Source organism: Thiohalomonas denitrificans, assembly GCF_016841685.1.
In the GTDB taxonomy this organism is placed as follows: Bacteria; Pseudomonadota; Gammaproteobacteria; order Thiohalomonadales; family Thiohalomonadaceae; genus Thiohalomonas; species Thiohalomonas denitrificans_A.
Map to the genome: position 1 here is coordinate 1 of NZ_JAENYR010000008.1, position 24,162 is coordinate 24,162.

Sequence of the window (24,162 nt, forward strand, 5' to 3'; positions counted from 1 at the left end):
CGCAAGCGCGCCTTGCATCTGGCCGGCCAGCGGCTCGCTGAAAGCACCGCCAAGCATGCAACAGTACACTAGCACCCTGTTCGACTGCTGACCCTCATCCTTGATCAAAGGCATCCATGCGATCGGCCAGCCGGCCCCAGTCGAGTTCCTGCAGCACCTTTGCCAGGGCGTGAACGGTTCCCTTTTTGATCGCCCGGCGTCGTTCGGCCTTGGATTTCACGCCGTGAAACGGCAGCAGATGGAAGAAGGCTTCATCCTGATAGCGGCGGATCGGGGTGAGCACATCCCCCCGTCGCGTGTGATAGGCATCTTCGCCTTTTGCGCACGATTGCCCGAATACGTTGAACTGGCGGCACGCCATGGGCCGCATGGGGTGCACGGCACACTGTCCGTCCAGCAGGAACGGACACGAAGCTTCCGTCTCAAAGGCGCGCAGTGAAACACGCAACCGCTCCCGGATCTCACGTTCCATTTGCTCGGTGGCATACCAGTACAGCCCGACCAGCTCCAGGGGGTAGACCGGGATGGTGGTGTGGGTCTCGCAGCAGCTGCCGCAACCCTTGCCGCAGGCCAGGGTCCGTCCCTGACGCTGCTCCCGGCGGATGGCCTCATCTACGCCCCGGTCGGTCGCATGATAGGCGTCAAGCAGGGGCGCCAGCCAGTCCTGGCGGCTTTCGGCTTGGGGAAAGTGCAGTCGCACGGGGCCGGAACAGGGTGTATCGGACATGGTTCTTTCGGCTGGAAAAACGGATCGAGATGGTAACACGCCGGTCAGTCTACGCCCCAAACATGGGTTGAACAGCGATATAGGACCATAAAATCGTCGAGATAACGGCCGCATCTCGACCCGACGCGGGAGAGGCGCATGGTATCCGGGCGCTACCTGTATCCCGGCAGCAAAAGGGGTCTTTCGGCCCTACTTGTATCGCGCCTGCCTCACAGGCGAACCACGGTCAGCCTCCCGGTGGTATACGCTCCGGTGTCGATAAAGTGGACATTGCCGAGGGTGAGCGGCACATCAACGATGGTGTGGCCGCAATAGATTTCGGCTGCGCCCGGAACACCGGTATTGTTACGGTTGTAGACACGACGGCGGCTCCAGAGAGCGGTGTTGATGGCATTGCGGTCGCCTCTTTCCACCTGGTCCAGGAAATCACTCCAGCGCGTTTCGGGAGGCAGATCGGCGTGAACGATCCCGACAGGGGCATGCGCTGTCTCGATCACGATGGCGATCGGGAGTGCATCCAGCAGAGACAGCAGTTTCCGGCGGATCGGTGACGGGGTGTCGTCCCACCATTCACCACCGTTCAACATCCAGGTGAAACGGACGTTACTGTCCGACTGGGCGTCCAGCGCCATCTGTTCATGATTGCCGCGTACGCAGTGAAACCAGGAATACTCCAGCCACCGTACGGCTGCCTGGGAATCCCTCCCGCGATCAATAAGGTCGCCGACACAGAACAGCCGATCGTTCCGACTATCGAAAGCGAACCGATCGAGCTGCTCTGACAGCAGATGAAACTGGCCATGAACGTCGCCGGCAACGAAATCCCGGCCGATTGTATTGGGAGAAAAACGTTCGATGCGTCCCATGGGGTCCCGGTAGCAAAGGCGCAACAGAACGCCAGAAAAAACATTAGCCCTCCCGATAAACAATAGGCCATCGCTATGAACACGACCCGCTGGCAATCCCGAATCACTGATGTGGTTCTCGCGGCTTCCGCCGCTCCTACAGGTCGCGGAGCCCGGTTGGAGGCAGGAGCAGCGACCCGCGAAGGCTCCGCATCGCATATTTCTCAACAACGGAAGCTCCCTGCCCCGCCAATGGCCTAATCTTGTCTCTTAAGGACACCATAAAACGGAGACCAGCCATGGCGGGATATCGTCATATCGTTTTCGCCACCGACCTGACCGAAGCAGCCGATACGGCAGCGGAGCGCGTCGCAGACCAGGCACGCTGCTCTGGTGGGCGTGTGACGCTGCTGCATGTGGTCGAGTATCTGCCGGGAGAAGTGGCCGGCCTCATGGAGGAGCGGGACGACCCCGAGTCCTACATCAGGAAAAAGGCCGAAAAACGGCTGGCGGATTGGGCTGAACGGGTACACCTGAGTGATGCAGAACGCCATGTGACGCTCACCAGCTACTCGGCACGACGGGGTATTATCGAATACCTCGACGAACAGCAGGCCGACGTCGTGGTGCTGGGCGCTCTGGGCAATCCCGGCCGGTTGGGCACTACGGTGGACCATGTGGCGGCAAGCGCCCCGTGCGACGTGCTCATCGTTCAAGGGAAGGGCTGGACGCCCGGCTAGGAGCGGTTGATGTCTTGTGACGGCGGTGTAGGTCGGGCTAAAGCCCGTCGTGCATCCTTCCTCCGCCAGGCGGTCGGTCTGAAGACCGACCTACTGGCAGGAGAACTCTCCTGTGGAACCCTGTGGCTATCCTGATGCGGAGTAGCTCCGTTCACTCGCCCAAGGTGGAAAGGTAAAATAAAAGGTGGCGCCCCGGTCGGGTGCGCTTCCGCCCAGCTACGTCCGCCGCGCCGCTGGATGACGCGGGAGATGGTGGCCAGGCCGATACCGTGACCGAGAATTCGCGCTGCGCATGCCGCCGCTCGAAGGCAACAAAGAGGCGGCCGGCCTGGGCCATTCTGAAACTCGCCCCATTGTCACGGACATAGTAAGGCGGATTCGCCCGCGAACTCCGTTACGCCGAACCGGAAGTGTGCGAGGCCACGTCCTGAGGTGAACTTCCAGGCGTTACCGAGCAGACTTTCCATGACCACCCTCAGCAGGTTGGCATCGGCCGCGGCAGTGGGCCCCTTTTCGACGACGAAATCGACACTCCTGTCCGGATTCATCGGCTGCAGCAGTGTCCCGGTTTCCCGCGCCACGGCCGACAGGTCGACCTTCTCGATCTGTGGTTCCGATCGGCTGACCCGCGACGTTCGCCAGCCGTGATCGGTGCCGGGGAGTGCGCCAGAATTGCGCCAACGACTGCCGTCATTCGGTGCCGGACGCGATGACTGCTTTCCATTCACCCTGCGCGAAGATGTACCAAACCGATAACCGGGTGGCGTCCAGGAGCCCTGCATCCTTATCGCATGCAGGGACAAACACAGACATAATGGCGGATAAGTCGGGTAAATGGGCCAAGAAATCAAGCCGGGGCATTCGCTTGCCTGACAGGTGTGAAGTCCTTGCTTTACAATTCCCCGGGTCTTCTGCTGGAGCATCTGTCGTGAAGCTGAGTGCCGAGCAATTTCGAAACTGGGAAACCAAGCGTATCACCCTGCTGGGAATGTCGGGCGTGGGCAAAACCCGCCTCTCAAACATTCTGCTGCAGGGCAGCTGGTTTCACTATTCCGCCGATTACCGTATCGGTACCCGCTACCTGGACGAGCCAATCCTGGACAACATCAAGCAGCAGGCGATGCAGGTGCCGTTTCTTCGTGATCTGCTGCGGTCGGATTCCATCTATATCCGCAACAATATTACCGTCGACCATCTGAAGCCGGTCGCCAGTTTCATGGGCAAAATCGGTAATCCTGAGAAAGGCGGATTATCCCTGCAGGAGTTTAAACGCCGTCAGGGATTGCACCACCAGGCCGAGGTGGCGGCTCTCAAGGATGTGCCCGCCTTCATCGAGAAGGCTCAGAGTATTTATGGTTATCGTCATTTCGTCAACGATGCCGGTGGCAGCGTTTGCGAGTTGGATGATCCCGAGGTGACGAAGGTACTGGAGCGGGAAACCCTGCTGCTCTACATCCAGGCTACGGAAAAAGATGAACAGGAGCTCATCGGACGGGCCGCCTCGGATCCGAAGCCGCTCTACTATCGTGAGGCCTTTCTGGATGAACAACTCGCCATCTATAGGAGTGAGCGCAGGTTGGAGTATGTGGCGCAGATCGACCCGGATGATTTCGTCCGCTGGGTGTTTCCGCGCCTGTTCTACTCCCGTATCCCACGTTATCGGGCGATGGCCGACAGCTACGGTTATACCGTGACTACCAACGAACTGTGGCAGGTGAAGAGTGAGGCGGATTTCCTGGCGCTCATCGAGACCGCCATTGCCCGTCAGTCGTAACCCTTTGTTTTCGAGGTAACCGAACCGATGCCGCTGGTCGCCAATACCGAACTCCCTGCCTTCAGCCGCCTCCGCCAGGAGGGACAGAACGTCCTCGAGCGCGAGGTGGCCGTGCATCAGGATATTCGCGAACTGCATGTGGGACTGCTCAACATGATGCCCGATGCGGCCCTTGCCGCCACCGAGCGCCAGTTCTTCCGGCTGGTCGGCGAGGCGAACCAGATCGCCCAGTTCTATATGCACCCCTTCACTCTGAAGGAGCTCGAGCGGGGGCCTGATGCGGCCGGACACATCGAGCGTTACTACGAGCGATTCGAGGACCTGATGAGCGAGGGGCTTGATGCCCTGATTATCACCGGCGCCAACGTGCAGGGACCGGAGCTGTCGAAACAGCCCTTCTGGAAGCCGCTCATCGAGGTCATCGACTGGGCCTATGACAATGTCACCTCGACCCTCTGCTCATGCCTGACGACTCACGCTGTCATGGAGTTCCGCTATGGTCAGAAGCGCCGGCCGCTGGGCTTCAAGCGCTGGGGTGTCTACTCACATCGGGTGTCCGGACCGCATCCGCTCGTTGCGGGCGTTAACACCCGCTTCGATGTGCCTCACTCCCGTTTTAACGGAATCGAACGGGAGCAGTTCGAATCGGCGGGCTGTCGGGTGCTGGCCGAGAGTAAGGAGGCCGGAGTGCATTTGGCGACCAGTGAAGATCTCTTCCGGCTGGTGTTTTTCCAGGGCCATCCGGAGTACGACGTCATCAGCCTGCTGAAGGAGTACAAACGGGAGGTGACGCTGTTTGGCGCCGGGAAGTGCAATGACTACCCATCATCCATCGATAACTATTTCACGCCCCAGGCAGAGGCCATTCTCGATGAGCACCGCTTGCGGGTGTGCCGCGCTCGTGAACGGGGCGAGCCGACCCCCGAGTTTCCGGAGAAACTGATCGCCGGCTATCTGGACAACACCTGGCATGATACTGCCGAGGCAATCATCAACAAGTGGATCGGACGGGTGTATCAGCTGACGCACCATGACCGCAAGCGGCCGTTCAAGGAAGGGATCGACCCGAACGATCCCTTCGGATTGCGCGGCTGACCACCGGCGACTGAGCTAAGCGACCACGGGGGCTCGGGGAAAGGAACGATCGGTTTTTGCCCCGCGCCCCTTGGTTATTGGCCGTCCGGGAGCCCCGGCGTCGAACGGCGGGCAATAAAAAACCCGGCCGGGACCGGGTTTTTGAACATGTGGTACCAAGGAGGCGTCAGTTACTTGATCTTCGCTTCCTTGTACATCACGTGCTTGCGAACCACCGGATCAAATTTCTTGATCTGCATCTTCTCCGGCATGTTGCGCTTATTTTTGTCTGTCGTATAAAAGTGACCGGTTCCGGCACTGGAGACCAACCGGATCTTTTCGCGTATACCCTTAGCCATGACCGATCCTCCTTACACCTTTTCGCCGCGGGCACGAATCTCCGCGAGAACGGTGTCGATGCCTTTCTTATCGATAATACGCATGCCATTGCTGCTGACCCGCAGCTTGACCCAGCGCTTCTCGCCCTCCACCCAGAACCGGTGGGAATGCAGGTTCGGCAGGAAACGGCGCTTGGTCTTGTTGTTGGCGTGCGAAACATTATTACCGGTGATCGGACGTTTGCCCGTTACCTGGCATACCCTGGACATGATTCCGCCTCCAATTTCCAAATTCGTCTGCCCGAAGGCAGAAAGCCGGACTTTATAGCAGAAAGCGTTTCGAGTCACAAGTGAAAGCTGAAAGGGAATTTCCAACCTCGGTGGCCACAGAGATTGGAAACGTTCGTAAGTTCAACGGGTTATATCGATGGCGGGCCGGTTGCCATGGAGGCCGTTGGAATGGGGTCACACCGCGCCTCCCGGTCATTGATCCCGTTTCTACGCCCTTTGAATCCTGTGCGCTCCGGGGTCTTTCGCTAAAGCATCCCCCGTTCCGCGAGGGAGGTGATCTGGCCATCGCCGATGATCAGGTGATCGAGTACCCGGACATCGATGAGGGCCAGGGCCTCCTTGAGGCGGCCGGTGATGTGTTCGTCCGCACGGCTGGGTTCGGCAACCCCCGAGGGGTGGTTGTGAGCGAGTATGAGGGCGGCGGCGTTGTGGCTAAGGGTGCGTTTGACGACCTCGCGGGGATGTACCGTTGCACCATCCACGGTACCGAAGAAGAGCTCTTCATAGGCCAATACCCGATGACGATTATCGAGGAACAGGCAGGCAAAGACTTCCCGGCCTTCACCTCGCAGCCGCGCCGCCAGGTAGCGTCGGGTGGCATCGGGGCTGGTGAGGGCATCCCCGCGTCGAAGCGCCGTCATCAAATGGCGACGGCTGATCTCGAGCGTCGCCTGAAGTTGCACGAATTTCGCTTCGCCCAACCCCCGGGCCTCGCAGAAGCCTTCCCGATCCGCCTCCAGCAACGGGCGCAGGCCGCCGAAGCGGCTCAATAAATCGCGGGCCAGGTCCACGGCAGTCTTGCCCGGCACGCCCGTGCGCAGGAAAATCGCTAGCAGTTCGGCATCCGACAGGCTATCGGCGCCTCGTTCCAGAAGCTTCTCTCGCGGCCGCTCGGTAGCCGGCCAGTCCGTGATCGCCATCTGCAAACCTCCGTGTCGAAAATCATCTCGATTCTATCGCTGTTCAGTGGCTAGTGGCTAGTAGCGAGTGGCTAGTGGCTAGTGACAAGTGACAAGTGACAAGTGACAAGTGACAAGTGACAAGTGACAAGTGACTAGGCTATACGTCTCGTCTCTCGTCTCTCGTCTCTCGTCTCTCGTCTCTCGTCTCTCGTCTCTCGCCTCTCGCCTCTCGAATCTCGAATCTCGCCATTCGCTCATCCCTCGTCCCTAGCCACTCGCTACTCGCTACTCGCTACTCGCCACTCGCCACTCGCTACTCGCTACTAGCCACTCGCTGCTAGCCACTCGCCACTCGCCACTCGCCACTCGCCACTCGCCACTCGCTACTCGCTACTAGCCACTCGCTACTGGTGATAGACTATCGAGGATATGCAAGCGCTTACTGACAAACGGGTTTTGCTCGGCGTGACGGGTGGTATCGCTGCCTACAAGAGTGCCGAACTGGTACGGGAGCTGCGCCGCGCCGGGGCCGATGTACAGGTGGTGATGACGCCTGCTGCGGGTCAGTTCATTGCCCCCATGACCCTCCAGGCGCTTTCCGGCCATCCGGTTCGAAGCGAGCTCTTCGACCCGGCCCATGAGGCGGCGATGGGGCATATCGAGCTGGCGCGCTGGGCCGATCTGGTCCTGGTGGCCCCCGCCAGCGCCGATTTTCTCGCCCGGCTGGCGACCGGGATGGCGGACGACCTGCTGGCTACCCTCTGCCTGGCCACCGAAGCTCCGCTAGTGGTGGCCCCGGCAATGAACCGGCAGATGTGGGCGGCGCCTGCAACGGTGGACAACATGGCCCGCCTGGCCTCACGCGGTATCCATCGGTTGGGACCGGCGCAGGGCGAACAGGCCTGTGGCGAGACCGGACCGGGGCGCATGCTGGAGCCGGAGTCGCTGGTCGAGGAGCTGGCGGGCCTCCTTCGTCCCCGGGATTTCGACGGGGTCGCGGTGACCATCACTGCCGGTCCCACCCGGGAAGCGCTGGACCCGGTGCGGTTCCTGTCGAACCACAGTTCGGGGAAAATGGGATTCGCCCTGGCCGCCGCTGCAAGCACACGCGGTGCCCGGGTACGGCTGGTGGCCGGCCCGGTGGCACTGGCCACACCCGTGGGGGTGGAGCGCATCGACGTGGAGAGCGCCGAGCAGATGCTGAAGGCCGTGCTGGCCGCCCCCGGTGAGCTCTTCATCGGCTGTGCGGCGGTGGCCGACTACCGGCCCAGGTTGCCGGCCGCGGAAAAGATCAAAAAAAACGAGGCGCGGTTCGTCCTGGAACTGGAGCGGAACCCCGATATCCTGGTCGCCGTCGCCAGGCTCGCCGAACGACCGTTTACGGTGGGATTTGCGGCGGAAACGGAAGATCTGGCGGTCAATGCCCGTAATAAGCTGCGCAACAAGCGCCTCGACCTGATCGCCGCCAACCGGGTGGGCGAACGGGCCGAAGGGGGTGGTTTCAACAGTGACTATAATGCGCTTCACGTCTTTTGGGAGGGGGGCGACGACGCGCTTCCTCCCATGCGCAAATCGGAGCTGGCACACCGGCTGCTGGACCGGGTGAGGGCGCGTATGCCGAATGGGGAGAAGGTATGAGAAACATCGAATTCAAGATTCTGGACGAGCGGTTGGGGGATGCCATCCCCATGCCTCACTATGCGACCGACGGTTCGGCGGGCCTGGATCTGCGTGCCTGTTTGGAAGAGCCGCTGAGTCTTGCGCCCGGAGAGACGCACCTGATTCCGACGGGCCTTGCGATCCATATCGGGGACCCGACGCTCGCGGCCGTATTACTGCCGCGTTCCGGGCTTGGTCACAAGCATGGCATCGTACTGGGCAACCTGGTCGGACTCATCGATTCCGATTACCAGGGACAGGTCTATGTGTCGTGTTGGAATCGGGGAAATCAATCTTTTACCATCCAAATCGGTGAACGGATCGCGCAAATGGTCTTTGTCCCCGTTGCCCAGGTGCAGTTTTCGGTCGTGGACGAGTTTCACGAAAGCGCCCGCGGGGTCGGCGGTTTCGGTCACACCGGGACCCGGTAACGAGACCTCGTCCGGACTGGTGTGCATGGCTCCGGGTGTCGTCTCCGCGCATGGATTACCACATTGCACGGCAGAGGCGCTGAGTGCGCCGAGTTTCGCGGAGTTCCTTCTATGGAAACAGGTGAAAAGAGAGCGATCTCAACCCTGAAGTCTTTCCTGCGAACCACCGTGCCCTCTGCGGCGAGTGTCAGTGGGTCGGCGTTCAGGCGATCTCGGCAAGGTCATCGTTCCAGGATGGGAAACACTCAATTATGACCCTTGTACTTCCGGAGACGATTTTCCGCACCTATGACGTTCGCGGGTTGGTGGGCGAAGGATTCGATGCGCCGCAGGTCGAGGCCATAGGCCGTGCCCTGGGCAGCGAAGCCCGCGAACGCGGTGCAACGCGCATTACACTCGGACGTGACGGTCGTCTCTCCGGGCCGAGGCTGATGGAGGCCATGGCCGCCGGGCTGCAGGCGACCGGTCTCGAAGTGCTGGACCTCGGCTGTATACCGACGCCCGTGCTCTATTTCGCAGCCCATACCCGCACCGACGGAAATGGTGTGATGGTGACGGGTAGCCACAATCCGCCCGACTACAACGGGCTGAAAATGATGGTCGGGGGAGAGACCCTCTCGGGTGACGCCATAACCGGTCTGCGCCGGCGTTTCAGAGAAAACCGCCTGGCCAAGGGGCGCGGCGGGCGCCGCGTCGTCGCGGTGTCCGAAGCATATCTGCAGCGGATCGTCTCCGATGTCCGACTCAAGCGGCGCCTGAAGGTGGTGGTCGATTGCGGTAATGGGGCGGCCGGGCTGTTGGCTCCGGAGTTGCTGAGGCGTCTCGGTTGCGAGGTGGTGGAGCTGTTCTGTGAGGTGGACGGCCGCTTTCCCAACCACCACCCCGACCCCAGCCAGCCGGAGAACCTTGTAGATCTCGCCCGAACGGTGGCCCGGTCCGGTGCCCATGTGGGCTTCGCCTTCGATGGGGATGGCGACCGTTTGGGCGTGGTGACCCGGGAAGGCAAACCGGTCTGGCCCGATAGGTTGATGATTCTCTTTGCCCGCGATGTGCTCTCGCGCCGTCCGGGTGCGAAGATTATCTACGACGTGAAATGCAGCGGCCGGTTGGGCGAGGCAATCAGGACCGCCGGCGGCACGCCGGAGATGTGGCTCACCGGGCACTCGTTGCTGAAGGCGCGCCTGAAAGCAACCGCCGCCCCCCTTGCGGGAGAGATGAGCGGACACTTCTTTTTCGCCGAGCGCTGGTACGGTTTTGACGATGCCCTTTATAGCGCAGCCCGGCTGGCGGAGATCCTGACTGCCGATATCCGATCGCCCTCGGAGGTGTTTGCCGCACTGCCCGATGCCATTAATACGCCGGAATTGCGGGTGGAGATGGCGGAGGGCGAGCCGCAACGCTTTATGGACGCCTTCTCGGAGCGAAGCGGAATGTTAGGTGATGCGTATCTGACCACGATTGACGGTGTGCGGGCCGACTTTACCGATGGTTGGGGGCTGGTTCGCCGCTCCAATACCACCCCGAGTCTGGTGTTGCGCTTCGAAGCGGATGACGTTTCGGGGCTGAAACGCATCCAGGCCCGATTCCGGCGGGTGATGCGGGATGTGCAACCCGACATCAAACTACCGTTTTGACAACAAACCATAGTGTTAGGCCATGACTCAAGATCGTGACGCAGCCCTTAATAGCGCCAAGGTACTAAGCGAAGCGCTACCCTACATTCGCCGCTTCTCGGGAAAAACCCTGGTAATCAAATATGGCGGCAATGCCATGGTGGATGACGCCCTGAAGACCGGCTTCGCCCGGGACGTGGTATTGATGAAGCTGGTGGGCATGAATCCAGTCGTCGTGCATGGCGGAGGTCCGCAGATTGGCGAGCTGCTGGATCGTATCGGCAAGGAGAGCCGGTTTGTCGAAGGCATGCGCGTAACCGATTCGGAGACCATGGATGTAGTGGAGATGGTTCTCGGTGGTCTGGTCAACAAGGAGATTGTCTCGCTGATTAACCGCAACGGCGGCCGTGCCGTGGGGCTAACCGGCAAGGACGGGGACCTGATACATGCCCGCAAGATGACCTTCACGCGCAGCGCGCCGGAGATGAATACGCCCGAAATCATCGATATCGGCCATGTGGGAGAGGTGGAGCATATCAATGCCGAAGTGGTCGACATGCTGATTCACGGCGACTTTATTCCCGTGGTGGCACCGATCGGCGTGGGCCGTGATGGACAGTCCTATAACATCAATGCCGACGTGGTTGCCGGCAAGTTGGCCGAGGGTCTGGATGCCGAAAAGCTGATACTGCTGACCAATATCGCCGGACTGCTGGACAAGGAGGGCGAGGTGCTCACCGGCCTTTCATCCACTCGCGTCGACGAATTGATCGCCGATGGCACGGTCCATGGCGGCATGCTACCCAAGATCCGCTGTGCACTGGAGGCGGTACAGTCCGGTGTACGGACGGCCCATATCATCGACGGGCGCGTGCCCCACGCCCTGCTTCTGGAGATATTCACGGATGCCGGTGTTGGTACGTTGATTGAAAACGGTTAAAGGGGAGTGGGCGTATGAACAACGAGAACAACAAACCGCCACGGCGGCAGCAGATCCTCGAGGCGCTCGCCCTGGAGCTGGAGACCAGTCCCGGCGCACGCATCACCACGGCGGCGCTCGCCCGCGCCGTGGGAGTATCCGAGGCGGCCCTGTATCGGCATTTTCCCAGCAAGGCCAAGATCTACGAGGGACTGATCGAGTTTATCGAAGAGTCGGTGTTCGGGCTGATCAACCGTATCGTGGCTGACGAGCGTCAGGTCACGAACCGCTGCGAAAAGATCCTGCTCGTGCTGTTGGGATTTTCCGATCGCAATCCCGGCATCACCCGCATTCTCATGGGTGACGCGCTGACCGGCGAAACGGAGCGGCTGCGCACCCGTGTCGGTCAGTTTTTCGATCGGATCGAGACCCAGTTCAAACAGGCACTACGCGAAGGTCAGGCGACTGGGGATACCGCCACGGACCTGCCGGTTCCGGCGGTCGCCAACCTGCTCCTCGCCACGGCGGAGGGGCGCATGAATCAGTTCGTGCGTTCGGGCTTTACCCGTTCGCCCCTGGAACACTGGGATCAGCAGTGGGAACTGTTGCGCGCGGCCCTGCTCGAGCCGGCCATGGCCCTGGATCGGTGACGGCTGTTGAGCCAAAGACGATGACTTCACCGCAGAGGGCAGGATTTGCTGAGTGACTCAGGTTGTAAAAGCCCGGGTGTACCTCTGCGAACGCCGCGCCTCTGCGATGAAAATCATGTTTTCCCTTACCGCCTCCGGCTTTTCAGATAACGGAACCGCTCCAGGTCTTCCCGGTTCTGCTTCTTGAGAGCCGTCTTTTCCTCTTTTTTGCTGTTCACGTACACCTGTTTATCGACGATCTGTCTTTTCAGGCTGGCGATGTCCTTTTGCAGATCATCCGGGACCGGCCGGTCCGCTTGTCCGAGGCGGGTGGCGCGTTCTTCGTGTTTCTGCAAGGATTTCCGTATGCTGTCGATGGAGCGCTCGGTCACCTCGATCGTGGCTTCGATTGCCGACGCCTTGCGTTCCCCCGAAGCCATCAGCTCCTCCTCGGTGGTAAAGGTCGACAGTAATACGCGATCGTGGTTTTCCTGCGTTTTTCGACGCACCTCTTCGCTGGCGCGGAGGCGCTCCTCTTCGGCGTTTCGCTGACGCTCTTCGGACAACTCCTCCCGGGTCCTGGCGCGCTCCTTCACCTCCACCGTCAGGCCGCGGTTGTTTAACGTATTTACCCGGCCCTGGGCATATTCCGGCGGCACCGTATTGCCGCATTCGCGGAAGCCATCGCTGTTGGTCCAGCATTCGATGGCCGCTGCCGGCTGAACTACCGCCAGGAGCAGCCCGACGGCGAGGAGGGTAAGGCTTTTCGGGATCACGGGTACTCTCCTTCCTGTTAGGCGATCAGGGCCATTATACCGCCGCAAGGCTTCCGTTGCCTGCAGCCATGGTTTTGCTGTCAGGGCAACCGCCTAGCATCCTGAGTCCGACAGGCTGCTAGTTTGAAGCGAGGGTGTAAGTCCTTGATAGCAGGTCGTCGGCAGCACGCCGCCGGGGATGGCGGTGTTAGACAATGCAGGAGCACACTTGCCGAGGGATGCCGCCGTCGAGCGTACACTTCCTACATCCCTGCAGGTCGTATTCACAGCGTACCTGCTATCAAGGACTTGGTTCGCTCGCCGGCATCAAAAATGGAAGTATGCGTTTACCCTGGGTTTGCTGTTTCGCAAACGTTTCAAGAGCCCGGGGTGGTGGTCTCCTGGCGTCAGGTAGTACCGTAGCGGTCACGGTATGCCCGCATCTTTTCGAGGTGCGGCTTGAACTGATCATTGTGTTGGAGGAACCGGGCCAGATCATCGAGGGTGATGATGCTAACGACCGGGATCCGGTATTTCGCTTTCACCTCCTGGATGGCGGAGCGCTCCCCTTTGCCCCGCTCCTGGCGATCCAGCGCGATCACCACGCCGGCGGCTTTCGCCCCCGCCGCTTCGATGAGTGCCATGGATTCGCCCACCGCAGTCCCGGCAGTGATCACGTCATCAACGATCAGCACGCCGCCGGCAAGTGGGGCTCCGACGATATTCCCCCCCTCGCCGTGCTCCTTTACCTCTTTACGGTTGAAGCTGAAGGGCACATCGCGACCATGATGGTCCGCCAAGGCAATCGCAGCCGCCCCGGCCAGCGGAATGCCCTTATAGGCCGGGCCGAAGAGGACGTCGAAATCGATGCCGGCATCCTGGATCGCCGCGGCATAGAAGCGACCCAGCTGGGCCAGTTTGGCGCCGCTGTTGAATAGGCCGGCATTAAAGAAATACGGGCTCAGCCGACCCGACTTCAGGGTGAATTCGCCAAAACGGAGCACATCGCTCGCCAAAGCGAATTCGATGAATTCGCGCTTGTAATCCTGCATGACCCACCTCGGTGCAAAACGGTACCGTATTGTAACAGGGGAGAGTCGGTTTTTTCGCTGGGGAGCGCCTGCGGTGGCCGGTAGGAGTCACGCTCAAGTACGGAAAAGCGGATCCCGGACAGGCTGCTAAGCTGATCGGAAGCCCCTGGACTCACCTGTGGACACAGCCTGGAAACCTCAGTGCCTTCTCTTCTGCTACTGGTCAATCGCCACAGTCGTTACGGGGGCGCCGGCCTGGATGCCGTCGCCGAACGGCTTTCGTCTCGCGGCTTTACCGTGCGGGAGGTAGCTCCCGTTACGCCGGCCGAGGGCGTACTGCTCCTGCGTCGGTATTGCGCAATGGCCGATGTGATCGTGGTGGGCGGCGGTGACGGCACGTTCAACCAATTGGGCGCGGCATTGGCGCGTTGCGGGCGCCCGGTTGGAATCCTGCCGCTGGGAACGGCCAATGATCTGGCCCACTCGCTGAATATCCCCAACGACCTTGTCGAAGCCGCCGAGGTGATCGCGCGGGGGGTAACCAAGCGCATCGATTACGGCGAGGCCAACGGCGTTGCGTTTTTCAACGCCGCCAACATCGGCCTCGGAACTTCCGTGGATTTGGAACTGACGCCCAAGGAAAAGCGGCGCTGGGGGGTAGTCGGTTACCTGCGTGCACTGCGTCGCGCCTGGAAACACAACCAGCCTTTCCTGGCTGAAATTGTCTGCGACGGGCGGCAGCGGCAAGAGTACCTGATGCACCTGGTGGTGGGTAACGGCAGACGTCACGGCGGGGGCATATTGATTCACGCGGAAGCCGATGTGGCTGATGGCGTTTTTCATCTCTACGGTATCCGCCCGCAGCCGTGGTGGCGGCTCCCCCGAACCGCTTCCGGTATATGGCGCGGTACGCAGCCGGGCGGTGCCGCCTTGCGCGATGACGGGCGGGAGATCCGCATCAGTACATCACCGCCTCTGCCGGTTGCGGCTGATGGAGAATTGATCACGCATACGCCGACGCGGTTCCGGGTGGTGACCGAAGCCATTGAGGTTTTTGTGCCGGAGGGCGATTCATGAGCGTGGTGCGCGATGAGAGGCTTGTGGAGTTGAACGAACTGCTGGTCCGCTGTAATGACGCCAGCCTGCACGACCGTGATGCAGCCGAGTGGGCGCAGGATGCAGCTCTCACGACCTTTCTCGAAGATTTGGCCGAACAGCGGCAGGCCGCCGGACGCGAGTTGAGTGCCCACATTCGCGCCCTGGGTGACCTTCCCGATGCCCTGGATACGGACCGGGAGTCCTTCAGCCGTATGGCTGCGCTGTTGAAGCGTTCGTTTTCCGACGACTCCCATGTCCTCTCCGAAACCCTGAGAGGGGAGGTGGCACGTCTGGAACGAGCGATTGCCGAACAGGCGGATCGTACACTCTCGACGGCGATTTCCGGACCGGTTAGAACCAGCGTGCAGCGCCTGCGGGACTCGGCGAGAGCTGCCGTGGAGCAGCTGGAGCGCTGAACCCGGCGACGCGGATCCCCGGAGCCACGGCTTGGGCATGCAATCCAGGCAACGGAGGGGAGTCGCATCTCATATCGCATCGCTCAAGTGGCGTGTTGAGTGCGGGAGGGGTAGCATGCGGAGAGGTTTTTTCTTCCCCACATCGACCCGGAACTCCTCAGCGCAGCTGCATGAGCAATACCACTACCGGATTTCGTGAAGGCTTTCGGCTCTACCGCCATCCGCGGGTAGTGACGATGCTTTTCCTCGGCTTTTCCTCCGGATTGCCGCTCCTGCTCGTGTTTGGCACGCTCTCTTTCTGGTTGCGGGAGGCGGGAGTCGAACGCGGGACCATCGGTTTCATCAGTTGGGCGGCCTTGGCCTACGGGTTCAAATGGGCATGGGCGCCGCTGGTTGACCGACTACCGTTACCGCTGCTGACCCGCGTACTCGGCCGAAGACGGGCCTGGTTGCTGGCTTCCCAGGTCACAGTGGTCATGGCGCTGCTCGGAATGGCCTTTTCAGACCCCTCCAGCAACCTTGCACAGTTGGTGATGCTGGCCGTATTGACCGCCTTTGCTTCGGCGACCCAGGATATCGCCGTTGACGCCTTCCGAATCGAGAGCGCACCACAGCGAGTTCAGGCTGCCATGGCCTCGACCTACATGATTGGCTACCGGCTGGCGATGATCAGCGCGTCGGCGGGCGTGCTCTGGGTGGCGGCCTGGTTCGACCCGGATGAGGCGAGTTACCACCACCTGCCCTGGCTGCTCGCCTACAGCGCCATGGCCGGATTGATGGGGATCGGGATTCTCACCACCCTTATCGTTCGCGAACCCGATGTGGCGGTCGATGCGGCCACGATGGCCAGGGAGGAGGAGGGTGCATTGACGTTGCGCGGGTGGCGCTCGCTACCGCAACGGCTGGAGCGCGCTATCGAGTGGCTGTGGCGCGCCGTGATCAGTCCCCTTGCCGATTTCCTGCGTCGCTACCGCTGGCATGCGCTCCTGCTGCTTGCACTGATTGCCACCTATCGCATTTCCGATATCGTCCTCGGGGTCGTGGCCAACATTTTCTATGTCGATATGGGCTTCACGAAAGCGGAAGTCGCCAATGTGACCAAGGTCTTCGGGATTGCCATGACCCTGCTGGGTGCGGTACTCGGTGGTGTCCTGGTGGGGCGCTTTGGTGTGATGCGCATCCTCTTTATCGGCGCGCTGCTTGCCGCCGCGACCAATCTGCTCTTCGCGTTGCTTGCTACGGTGGGGCATGACCTGCCAATGTTGATTGTGGTCGTGGGAATGGACAATCTGAGCGGTGGCCTCGCTTCGGCGGCCTTCGTCGCTTACCTGTCGGGCTTGACCAATATCTCCTATTCGGCCACGCAGTACGCGCTGTTCAGTTCACTGATGATGCTGTTGCCAAAGTTTGTCGGTGGCTTTTCCGGTACGGCGGTCGATGCCTTCAGCTATCCGGAATTCTTCGTGGCCACAGCACTGATGGGGCTTCCGGTACTGCTTCTGGTATGGCTCGCCGGGCGCTTTGTGCCGGCGGAGGAGAGCGTCCGTGATTGAGTTCAGTCTGGCCGCGGCATTTCTTGCGGGGCTGCTTGGTGGAGTTCACTGTATCGGGATGTGTGGCGGGATCGTCGGGGCGCTCGGCCTGGGCCTTCCCGCCAGCGTGAGACAACAGCGGTACGGTGTCCTGCCTTATCTGCTTGGTTATAACGCCGGACGACTCATCAGTTATACGTTGGCCGGTGCGCTGTTCGGGGGCGTGGGAGTCGTCGCCGCCAATCTGTTGGCCGTCAATCAGGCGCAACAGGTTCTGCAGTTCGTGGCCGGGATATTCATGGTGGCGCTGGGTCTCTATCTGGGCGGTTGGTGGTTCGGGATCGCTCGCCTGGAACGGGCTGGCGGTGGCATATGGCGGCGTCTGGAGCCGCTCGGCCGGAAGCTGCTTCCCGTCCGCACCCTCCCCCAGGCCCTGGCGCTGGGACTGGTTTGGGGCTGGCTGCCTTGCGGTCTGGTCTACAGCATCCTCATCTGGGCCATCGCGGCGGGTAGTGCGGTCGAAGGCGCGCTGCTGCTGTTGGCCTTCGGGCTTGGCACGCTACCCAACCTGCTCGCGATGGGGCTCTTTGCCGCCCGGTTGGCCGCCTGGACCCGACAAGTCTGGGTGCGTCGGATTGCCGGGGCCACCATCATGGCCTTCGGCGTGGCAACGTTAGCAGGCCCCTGGATTTGGGGATGATCTATCCGGCAGCATGGTGAAAGAGGGAGGTAAAATTTCGATTCCGGGGGGCGTACGACAGCATGGGCGCACACCGCCACGGAGGGCGGGGTAGAGATCACATGGCGCATCTTGTCGAGGAGCATGCTCGCTCCGATGTCCAAGCCCGGCAGGCGCTCTGGGCTCCGCCGTCAATCCCTGTCCGACGTAAAGAACTGCTGCCGAAATTGCAGGTTGTAGGTCTGGTCACTGTCTTCGGGCTGAATATCCACCCGGAAGTCCAGGACCTCTCGATGGCTAACGGGGAATCCACCGATGTAGTAGATGGCGTCGCCCTCTTCGATTCGCTGCATGGAGATCTGCTTGGTCTGACCCGCCAGGTTGGTGGCCTGGGCCCGCAGGTCGGCATTGGTGGCGGGATAGGGTGGTGTATCGCTTTCCTTGCGTTGCACGGTGATATTCAGCATGCCCCGATAATCGCTGCGCGGCAGATCGTAGGCGCGGGCAACTTCAGGGGCGATAACGGTGGAGTTGAAGGCGCTGAAATGCACCCGGTAATCGTCGAAATCACGAAATTTTCCCGCGTGAGCAATTGCCGGCAGGACTAGGGCCGTGGCGGCAATGATCGTCGTCAATGTGCGCAGGATTGCCATTGGAGCCTCCCGTACGATGGTTTAGTTATAACTATAGACTCACCGGGGCTCGGCCCGGAAGACGGGACCCGAGACGGTCACTCGACGATTTCGACCGACTGTTCCAGTGCCGCTTTCTCGTCCGGCCCTCGCTCCAGCGGTTGACCGATAACGCGCAAAATGGTCTGCACCTCAGTGAACTGGGACTTGAGCTGCAAAGCGTTTTTCTCCAGCTCCTCGATGCGGGACTCCAGTGTTTCGCGAGAATCATTGATTTTGCGCAGATTCTCAAGACGTCTTTCCATTTGCGCCTTGTGCTCTTTTATCTGACGCACCAGTGGCGTCATCACCGCCTTGTTCCATTTGTCCGCATCGCGATGGGCCCGGTAGAACACGTTGCGGGCATGGCTGACCAGGCTGATGAAGAACTTCTTTACGACGAAGGACTGCTCGGTCATCGTCGTGAAGGGGCTCTTTCGGAACTCTTCGGCATCGGCGTATAGCCGCTCGAGATCCTTCATATATTCGGTAGTTACATAGAGCACTGGTTTGACATTATCGATGCCGTGTTCTTTCTGGAACTTGCGATAGATCGTGACCACCAGCCGGCTCAGCTGCTTGTTGTAATCATCGACCTCCCGCAGCATGCCCTGAGCGGAGTCGAAAAAGCTCTTCATGCCGTCCTTGAGGCCATGAGTGGTCCAGCTGCCGGTCATCTGTTTTCGGGTTTTGGTGACCAGGTCGTCGAGCTGCTTCAAATCGAGCAGCTTCTTAAGCTCTTCGTTCCGTTCGGAGAGAATGCGCTTGTTGGCCTGAAAACTTTCCACGTTCTGATGATAGGCGACCTGCTCCTCGCGGGTCTTTTTCATCAGGTGAGTAATTACATCGTTGTTTTTGCCCGACAGGCCGCGCAACTCCTCGAGTTGCGATGTGGTGGCGTTCAGGCGTTGTGAGAGCAGATCGCGTGTCTCTTTGATCATGCCGCCGATTTCGGCGGCGACATGTTCGCGCACCAGGCGCTGTTTGTAGGGAAGGATTTCTTCTGCAAGCACGGCTTCAAGCGCCAGGACATTGCTGCGCTCCAGCAGCTCGCGATCGTGGCGAATCTTGGCCAGAAGCCCCTTCTGGGCCGAGACCGGGAACACGCTGTCACCGTCGATGCCGAGGACTTCGGCCGCTTTTCCCCGCTGCTCCGTGATCGTGCGGGTGATAGCCGATTCACCCTTGAGTTCGTCCCACAGTGTGTCCACCTTGTTCAGCACCACAATCAGCCCCTTGCCCTTTTCCTTGCGCAGGGGCATGACGTTGTGTCTCCACATGTCCAGGTCGGACTTGGTGACACCGGTGTCGGCGGCGAGGATGAACATGACCGCCTGGGCACTCGGCAGCATGCTCACCGTCAGTTCCGGCTCCGAACCGAGTGCGTTCATTCCCGGCGTGTCGAGAATGACCAGACCTCTTTTAAGCAGCGGGTGCGGGAAGCTGATGAGCGCGTGGCGCCACATGGGGATGTCGATATCATCCGGAAAAGTGCCATCATTTAACCTGAAGTAGTCGTCCTGTTCGCTAAACAGACCCAGCTTCTGAGCCTCGCCCCTGGGTACCTTTTTGGTCCGGATCACCTCCTGGAAGGCCTCGGCCATACTCTCGGGGCTCGACAGATCCAATTCGATCTGGGCCCAATGAATTGGCTCCGCCTTATACTCGTTGAGGCTGGTCTCGTTCAGGCGCGTTTCGATGGGCAGCAGGCGCACGTAAGCCTGCTCCGCGTCGGTATCGTAGAACAGTTCGGTTGGACACATGGTTGTGCGGCCCGCTTCGGAAGGCAGCAACCGCCGATCATATTCCGAAAAGAAGATGGCGTTGATGAGTTCTGTCTTGCCACGCGCAAACTCGGCGACGAAGGCGATCGTCAGCCGGTCGGAGCGTAAGGACTGCAGGATCTCGTAGATCCGCAACTCGTCCTCGGGGTCCCCCACCCCGGCCTTGTCCAGCCAGCGCTGATATTTTTCGATGCCGGCAATGACCTCGTGCTTCCAGTGGTCGAATGCCTGAATTTGTTCATTGAAACGCATGTGTTCCACCGCTCGCCTCATGTTCGATCCGTAGTCGCACCGGACCAGGGGAATCCACTATAGGTAAATTGTCACCGATAACAAGTGAATCAGGTCCTAATCGCTCGGGTCCCTTTGAATCGCAGCACTTTCCGGTAGCTGACTGGGCGACCGGATTCGGACCCGCTTATCACGACCGGTCTGGCCGTTCACTATCTCAATTTGGCTACGGCTGACCCCGAATACCTTGGCCAGATATTTGAGTAGATGAGCATTGGCTCTGCCGTCGACCGGAGGAGCGGTAATCCGTACTTTCAGAGTATTGCCGTGCGGTCCGGCGATTTCATCGCGGCTGGCCCGCGGCTGAATTCGCAGGGATAGCAAAAGCTCTTCCCCCCTCCACTCAAACCATCCAGGCATGGTCAGCTGCCCAATGCCAGCTGCCGGATCGGCGGCAGGACCAGCATTTTCAGCACCTGCAGTGCGAGGATCGCCACCAGCGGCGACAAGTCCAGACCGGACATCGGTGGGATAAACCGGCGCACCGGCCGCAGTACCGGTTCGGTCAGACTGTGGAGGATCGAAGAGACCGGACTGTAGGCACCCGGATTCACCCAGCTTAAAACGGCCTGGATGATTACCGCAAAGATAAACACATTGAACGCCAGGTCCACCAGTTCAACGATGGTCAGACCGAGGAGTGTACCCACTGGCTGAATGGCGCCGGTCGAAATCAGCCCGGGGAGATAGCCCGCTCCCACCCGTGCCCCGACCAAGGTGACCGCAAGCAGCTGCACGAGAAACATCAGTACCAGTGAAGCCACATCGATCCCCCCGACGCCGGGGATTAGCCGCCTCAGCGGTCGCAACGGCGGATTGGTGATCTTGACCAGAAACTGTGAGACCGGGTTGTAGAAATCCGCGCGCGTCTGCTGCAGCAGAAAGCGCAGCATGATCGCCAGGACATAGAGGGAGAACAGTGTGCCAATGAGGAATTGCAGCGGTGTAGTCAGGTAGCCGTTCATGGTTTGTCGGTCCCCAGCTTATCGGCCAGTTCGACCGAGCGGTCCCTTGCGCCGGCGACCGCCTTTTCAAACAGTTCGCGCAGGCCGCCCACTTCGAACAAGGCCAGGGCACGTTCGGTGGTGCCGCCGGGCGAGGTGACCCGGGCCCGCAGCGTGGCGCTGTCATCAGGGCTCTCCAATGCCAGCTTGGCGGCGCCGAAAGCGGTCTGTAGCGAAAGTAGTCGGGCGGTCTCCGGCGGTAGCCCCAGCTTGGTGCCGGCGTTTTCGAGCAGCTCCATTATCAAAAAGAAATACGCCGGACCGCTTCCGGAGACCGCCGTGACCGCGTCCATTTGCGACTCGTCATCAAGCCACAGTGTGAGCCCAACCGCCCGCAGGATGGCCTCCGCCAGTTCCCGCTGGGCCGGCTGTACACGGGCATTGGCAAACAGTGCCGTCGCTCCGCTGCCAACTAGCGAGGGCGTATTGGGCATGGTGCGCACGATGGCGGAGGGGCCACCCAGCCATCGCTCGATGGCTTCGACACGGACTCCGGCCGCAATCGAGATCACCAGTCGCTGCTTCTCGAGGATGTTGTTCCCGATCGCCTGGCAGGCCTCATGCATGATCTGGGGCTTGACCGCCATCACCACCACTTCTGCCTTTTCGGTCAGTTCGCGGTTGTCTGCCGTGGTGTGGACGCCGAAACGCCGTGCCAGTGTCTCGCGCCGTTCGGCATCCGGATCGGCCACCCACAACCGTGCGGCCGGAAAGCCGTCGGCGATCAGGCCGCCAATGAGGCTGGAAGCCATATTGCCCCCGCCAATGAAACCAATGGTCTTGTTTTCCATAGACTCCTGCTTCTATTGTTCCGTCTTGCTTTGATTTCTAACCGCAAAGGCGCAAAGCGCGCAAAGATCGACGATTGTCTGGATTCTGTATCGCAAAGCCCATAAACAACCTGAGTTACGAAAACTTGGGGTGCCATGACTACCATAGATTACGGCACTTGAGATTACGGCACTTGCCTCTCTACAGGGCAACCGCATTCTGAAGCGAGCGGCACAAAATATACACTCATCCTGCTCTCGTCTTGATAGGCCATTCAGGTCTTCGCGCACTTTGCGCCTTTGCGGTAAGTAAATCTCTTGGTGTTTACTAACGATAGTTTCTTGGCCCGAAAATGGCTGTGCCGATGCGCACCATCGTTGCTCCTTCGGCCACGGCCGCTTCCAGATCGTGGGACATGCCCATGGACAGGGTATCGAGATCCAGCCCATCCCGCTGCAAAGCCGCTTTCGCCTCGTGAAGCCTGTGGAAGGGTTCCCGCTGTTTCTCGAAGTTCTCCGTGGGTGCCGGGATACACATCAGACCGCGCAAGTGAAGGTTAGGCAACGCCGCCACCTCCTGCGCGAGATTTGGCAGTTCATCAAGCCCGGCCCCGGATTTGCCAGTCTCCCCGCCGACGTTCACCTGCAGGCAGATGTTGAGCGGCGGTAGTCCCTCGGGACGTTGCTCGCTAAGGCGGCGGGCGATCTTGAACCGATCGACACTGTGTACCCACTGGAAGTGTTCAGCAATCGGCCTCGTCTTGTTGGACTGAATGGGGCCGATGAAATGCCATTGCAAGTTCAACCCGGACAGGGCTGCCACTTTGTCGGTTGCCTCCTGCAAATAGCTTTCGCCAAATAGACGCTGACCCGCCTCGGCGCAAGCGCGGATAGCTTCGGCGGGGCGGGTCTTGCTGACTGCCACCAGCGCCACCGCGTCTTCTTCGCGGCCGAAACGTCGTTCGGCCTTGCGGAGGCGGTCACGGACGGCTGCCAGTCGGGTGGTTAGGTTGTCGTTGTTGTACGTCATGCGGGTACGTTATAAGGTATCGGCTCGCATTCATGTCCGGTTGTCGCGGACCCAGAAACTCCTCAGGGGAATTGTAATGGATATTACGGAACTGCTTGCCTTTAGCGTCAAGAACGGCGCTTCCGACTTGCATCTCTCCGCTGGGCTCCCGCCGATGATCCGCGTTGACGGCGATATCCGCCGTATCAATGTACCGCCGATGGAACACAAGGCCGTGCACGGACTCGTGTACGATATCATGAACGATAAGCAGCGCAAGGATTTCGAGGAGTATCTCGAGACCGACTTCTCCTTTGAAATCAAAGGTCTTGCGCGCTTTCGCGTCAACGCCTTCAATCAGAACCGCGGCGCCGGCGCAGTGTTCCGCACCATTCCCTCCAAGATCCTGACGATGGAGCAACTGCACTGTCCCCCTATCTTCAAGGACATTACCGATACCCCGCGCGGTATGGTGCTGGTGACCGGACCCACCGGGTCGGGTAAATCGACCACGCTGGCGGCGATGGTCGATTACAAGAATGACAGTGATTACGGGCACATACTCACCGTCGAAGATCCCATCGAGTTTGTGCACGAGTCGAAAAAGTGCCTCATTAACCAGCGCGAGGTGCACCGTGACACGCTGGGTTTCAATGAGGCCCTGCGCTCCGCACTGCGTGAAGATCCCGACACCATCCTGGTCGGTGAGATGCGTGACCTGGAGACCATTCGCCTGGCACTCACCGCGGCCGAAACCGGCCACCTGGTGTTTGGTACTCTGCATACCAGTTCCGCGGCCAAGACCATTGACCGTATCATCGACGTGTTTCCGGCGGCGGAAAAGGACATGGTCCGCGCCATGCTGTCCGAGTCCCTGCGGGCGGTCATCTCCCAGACCCTGCTAAAGAAGGCGGGCGGCGGCCGTATCGCGGCGCATGAGATCATGATCGGCACCCCGGCCATCCGTAACCTGATTCGCGAGGGCAAGGTGGCCCAGATGTATTCAGCCATCCAGACCGGACAGCAACTGGGCATGCAAACCCTCGATCAGAACCTTGCCGAACTGCTCAATAAAGGCATGATCAACAAGCAGGACGCCCGCGCCAAGGCCTCGAACAAGGACGCCTTCAAATAGTTGCGAGTTGCGAGTGGCTAGTGGCGAGGAGACCTCTCCGCCGGC

General features: G+C 60.3%; 27 protein-coding genes. 13 read left to right on the forward strand and 14 right to left on the reverse strand.

The window, feature by feature from the left end; genetic code table 11:
• Window positions 1–94 precede the first annotated feature (94 nt).
• Window positions 95–727 carry a YkgJ family cysteine cluster protein gene (locus Q7L05_RS02690; RefSeq protein ID WP_303901543.1) on the reverse strand — a complete coding sequence of 211 codons (633 nt, stop codon included), beginning with the start codon at window positions 725–727 and terminating at the stop codon, window positions 95–97.
• 209 nt (window positions 728–936) lie between these two features.
• Window positions 937–1,593 carry a metallophosphoesterase gene (locus Q7L05_RS02695; protein WP_303901546.1) on the reverse strand — a complete coding sequence of 219 codons (657 nt, stop codon included), beginning with the start codon at window positions 1,591–1,593 and terminating at the stop codon, window positions 937–939.
• Window positions 1,594–1,871: 278 nt separating this feature from the next.
• Here Q7L05_RS02695 and Q7L05_RS02700 point away from each other — a divergent pair, with 278 nt between their 5' ends.
• Window positions 1,872–2,312: a universal stress protein gene (locus Q7L05_RS02700; RefSeq protein WP_303901549.1), complete on the forward strand. Its 441-nt coding sequence runs from the start codon at window positions 1,872–1,874 to the stop codon at window positions 2,310–2,312.
• Window positions 2,313–2,668: 356 nt separating this feature from the next.
• Here the strand turns inward: Q7L05_RS02700 and Q7L05_RS02705 are convergent, their stop codons facing one another.
• Window positions 2,669–3,040, reverse strand: coding sequence for a hypothetical protein (locus Q7L05_RS02705; RefSeq protein ID WP_303901552.1), 372 nt, complete (start codon window positions 3,038–3,040; stop codon window positions 2,669–2,671).
• Window positions 3,041–3,300: 260 nt separating this feature from the next.
• Between Q7L05_RS02705 and Q7L05_RS02710 the strand changes: the two genes are divergently transcribed.
• Window positions 3,301–4,086 (forward strand): ATPase, encoded by a 786-nt coding sequence (locus tag Q7L05_RS02710; protein WP_411293310.1) that lies wholly within the window; start codon window positions 3,301–3,303, stop codon window positions 4,084–4,086.
• A 27-nt stretch (window positions 4,087–4,113) separates the two neighbouring features.
• Window positions 4,114–5,181 carry a homoserine O-succinyltransferase MetA gene (metA, locus tag Q7L05_RS02715; RefSeq protein WP_303901557.1) on the forward strand — a complete coding sequence of 356 codons (1,068 nt, stop codon included), beginning with the start codon at window positions 4,114–4,116 and terminating at the stop codon, window positions 5,179–5,181.
• Window positions 5,182–5,351: 170 nt separating this feature from the next.
• Here metA and rpmG read toward each other — a convergent pair whose 3' ends face one another.
• The 3 genes from rpmG to radC all read right to left on the reverse strand — a co-directional run bounded on the left by rpmG (window position 5,352) and on the right by radC (window position 6,709).
• The gene (gene rpmG, locus Q7L05_RS02720) at window positions 5,352–5,519 is read right to left on the reverse strand and encodes a 50S ribosomal protein L33 (protein WP_092996899.1); all 168 of its coding nucleotides are present in this window, start codon (window positions 5,517–5,519) and stop codon (window positions 5,352–5,354) included.
• A gap of 12 nt (window positions 5,520–5,531) precedes the next feature.
• Window positions 5,532–5,768: a 50S ribosomal protein L28 gene (gene rpmB / locus Q7L05_RS02725; protein ID WP_092996896.1), complete on the reverse strand. Its 237-nt coding sequence runs from the start codon at window positions 5,766–5,768 to the stop codon at window positions 5,532–5,534.
• Between the two features lie 266 nt (window positions 5,769–6,034).
• A complete protein-coding gene (radC, locus tag Q7L05_RS02730; RefSeq protein WP_303901562.1) occupies window positions 6,035–6,709 on the reverse strand; it encodes a RadC family protein in 675 nt (224 codons plus the stop codon).
• 411 nt (window positions 6,710–7,120) lie between these two features.
• On the opposite strand from radC, the gene coaBC reads away from it, so the two are divergent.
• From coaBC to slmA, 5 genes are all read left to right on the forward strand, one after another.
• Entirely contained in the window at window positions 7,121–8,329 is a 1,209-nt protein-coding gene (gene coaBC, locus Q7L05_RS02735; RefSeq protein WP_303901565.1) for a bifunctional phosphopantothenoylcysteine decarboxylase/phosphopantothenate--cysteine ligase CoaBC, read from the forward strand.
• Window positions 8,326–8,781: a dUTP diphosphatase gene (dut, locus tag Q7L05_RS02740; RefSeq protein WP_303901568.1), complete on the forward strand. Its 456-nt coding sequence runs from the start codon at window positions 8,326–8,328 to the stop codon at window positions 8,779–8,781. Before coaBC ends, dut begins: the two co-directional genes overlap by 4 nt.
• A gap of 251 nt (window positions 8,782–9,032) precedes the next feature.
• A complete protein-coding gene (locus Q7L05_RS02745; RefSeq protein ID WP_303901570.1) occupies window positions 9,033–10,415 on the forward strand; it encodes a phosphomannomutase/phosphoglucomutase in 1,383 nt (460 codons plus the stop codon).
• A 22-nt stretch (window positions 10,416–10,437) separates the two neighbouring features.
• The gene (argB, locus tag Q7L05_RS02750; RefSeq protein WP_303901573.1) at window positions 10,438–11,334 is read left to right on the forward strand and encodes an acetylglutamate kinase; all 897 of its coding nucleotides are present in this window, start codon (window positions 10,438–10,440) and stop codon (window positions 11,332–11,334) included.
• Window positions 11,335–11,348: 14 nt separating this feature from the next.
• Window positions 11,349–11,963 carry a nucleoid occlusion factor SlmA gene (gene slmA, locus Q7L05_RS02755; RefSeq protein ID WP_303901576.1) on the forward strand — a complete coding sequence of 205 codons (615 nt, stop codon included), beginning with the start codon at window positions 11,349–11,351 and terminating at the stop codon, window positions 11,961–11,963.
• A 125-nt stretch (window positions 11,964–12,088) separates the two neighbouring features.
• On the opposite strand, the gene Q7L05_RS02760 is transcribed toward slmA, so the two are convergent.
• The gene (locus Q7L05_RS02760; protein ID WP_303901579.1) at window positions 12,089–12,718 is read right to left on the reverse strand and encodes a hypothetical protein; all 630 of its coding nucleotides are present in this window, start codon (window positions 12,716–12,718) and stop codon (window positions 12,089–12,091) included.
• A 386-nt stretch (window positions 12,719–13,104) separates the two neighbouring features.
• The gene (gene pyrE, locus Q7L05_RS02765) at window positions 13,105–13,749 is read right to left on the reverse strand and encodes an orotate phosphoribosyltransferase (protein ID WP_303901582.1); all 645 of its coding nucleotides are present in this window, start codon (window positions 13,747–13,749) and stop codon (window positions 13,105–13,107) included.
• Window positions 13,750–13,929: 180 nt separating this feature from the next.
• Between pyrE and Q7L05_RS02770 the strand changes: the two genes are divergently transcribed.
• The 4 genes from Q7L05_RS02770 (at window position 13,930) to Q7L05_RS02785 (ending at window position 17,474) form a co-directional block, all read left to right on the forward strand.
• Entirely contained in the window at window positions 13,930–14,805 is an 876-nt protein-coding gene (locus tag Q7L05_RS02770; protein ID WP_303901586.1) for a lipid kinase, read from the forward strand.
• Window positions 14,802–15,242, forward strand: a complete 441-nt coding sequence (locus Q7L05_RS02775) for a DUF2383 domain-containing protein (protein ID WP_303901589.1) — start codon at window positions 14,802–14,804, stop codon at window positions 15,240–15,242. The genes Q7L05_RS02770 and Q7L05_RS02775 overlap by 4 nt, the downstream gene beginning before the upstream one ends.
• A gap of 170 nt (window positions 15,243–15,412) precedes the next feature.
• Window positions 15,413–16,795, forward strand: a complete 1,383-nt coding sequence (locus Q7L05_RS02780) for an AmpG family muropeptide MFS transporter (protein ID WP_303901592.1) — start codon at window positions 15,413–15,415, stop codon at window positions 16,793–16,795.
• A complete protein-coding gene (locus Q7L05_RS02785) occupies window positions 16,788–17,474 on the forward strand; it encodes a sulfite exporter TauE/SafE family protein (RefSeq protein WP_303901595.1) in 687 nt (228 codons plus the stop codon). Before Q7L05_RS02780 ends, Q7L05_RS02785 begins: the two co-directional genes overlap by 8 nt.
• Before the next feature lie 170 nt (window positions 17,475–17,644).
• Here the strand turns inward: Q7L05_RS02785 and Q7L05_RS02790 are convergent, their stop codons facing one another.
• From Q7L05_RS02790 to Q7L05_RS02815, 6 genes are all read right to left on the reverse strand, one after another.
• Window positions 17,645–18,106, reverse strand: a complete 462-nt coding sequence (locus Q7L05_RS02790; RefSeq protein ID WP_303901598.1) for a DUF4426 domain-containing protein — start codon at window positions 18,104–18,106, stop codon at window positions 17,645–17,647.
• 77 nt (window positions 18,107–18,183) lie between these two features.
• Window positions 18,184–20,181, reverse strand: coding sequence for a dynamin family protein (locus Q7L05_RS02795; protein ID WP_303901601.1), 1,998 nt, complete (start codon window positions 20,179–20,181; stop codon window positions 18,184–18,186).
• A gap of 75 nt (window positions 20,182–20,256) precedes the next feature.
• A complete protein-coding gene (locus tag Q7L05_RS02800) occupies window positions 20,257–20,559 on the reverse strand; it encodes a DUF167 family protein (RefSeq protein ID WP_303901604.1) in 303 nt (100 codons plus the stop codon).
• A gap of 2 nt (window positions 20,560–20,561) precedes the next feature.
• On the reverse strand, window positions 20,562–21,164 hold the full coding sequence (locus Q7L05_RS02805) for a YggT family protein (RefSeq protein WP_303901609.1): 603 nt from the start codon (window positions 21,162–21,164) through the stop codon (window positions 20,562–20,564).
• Window positions 21,161–21,994, reverse strand: coding sequence for a pyrroline-5-carboxylate reductase (gene proC, locus Q7L05_RS02810; protein ID WP_303901612.1), 834 nt, complete (start codon window positions 21,992–21,994; stop codon window positions 21,161–21,163). Before proC ends, Q7L05_RS02805 begins: the two co-directional genes overlap by 4 nt.
• Window positions 21,995–22,301: 307 nt before the next feature.
• Window positions 22,302–23,003 (reverse strand): YggS family pyridoxal phosphate-dependent enzyme, encoded by a 702-nt coding sequence (locus Q7L05_RS02815; protein WP_303901615.1) that lies wholly within the window; start codon window positions 23,001–23,003, stop codon window positions 22,302–22,304.
• A 76-nt stretch (window positions 23,004–23,079) separates the two neighbouring features.
• Here Q7L05_RS02815 and Q7L05_RS02820 point away from each other — a divergent pair, with 76 nt between their 5' ends.
• The gene (locus Q7L05_RS02820; protein WP_303901618.1) at window positions 23,080–24,117 is read left to right on the forward strand and encodes a type IV pilus twitching motility protein PilT; all 1,038 of its coding nucleotides are present in this window, start codon (window positions 23,080–23,082) and stop codon (window positions 24,115–24,117) included.
• Window positions 24,118–24,162: the final 45 nt, after the last annotated feature.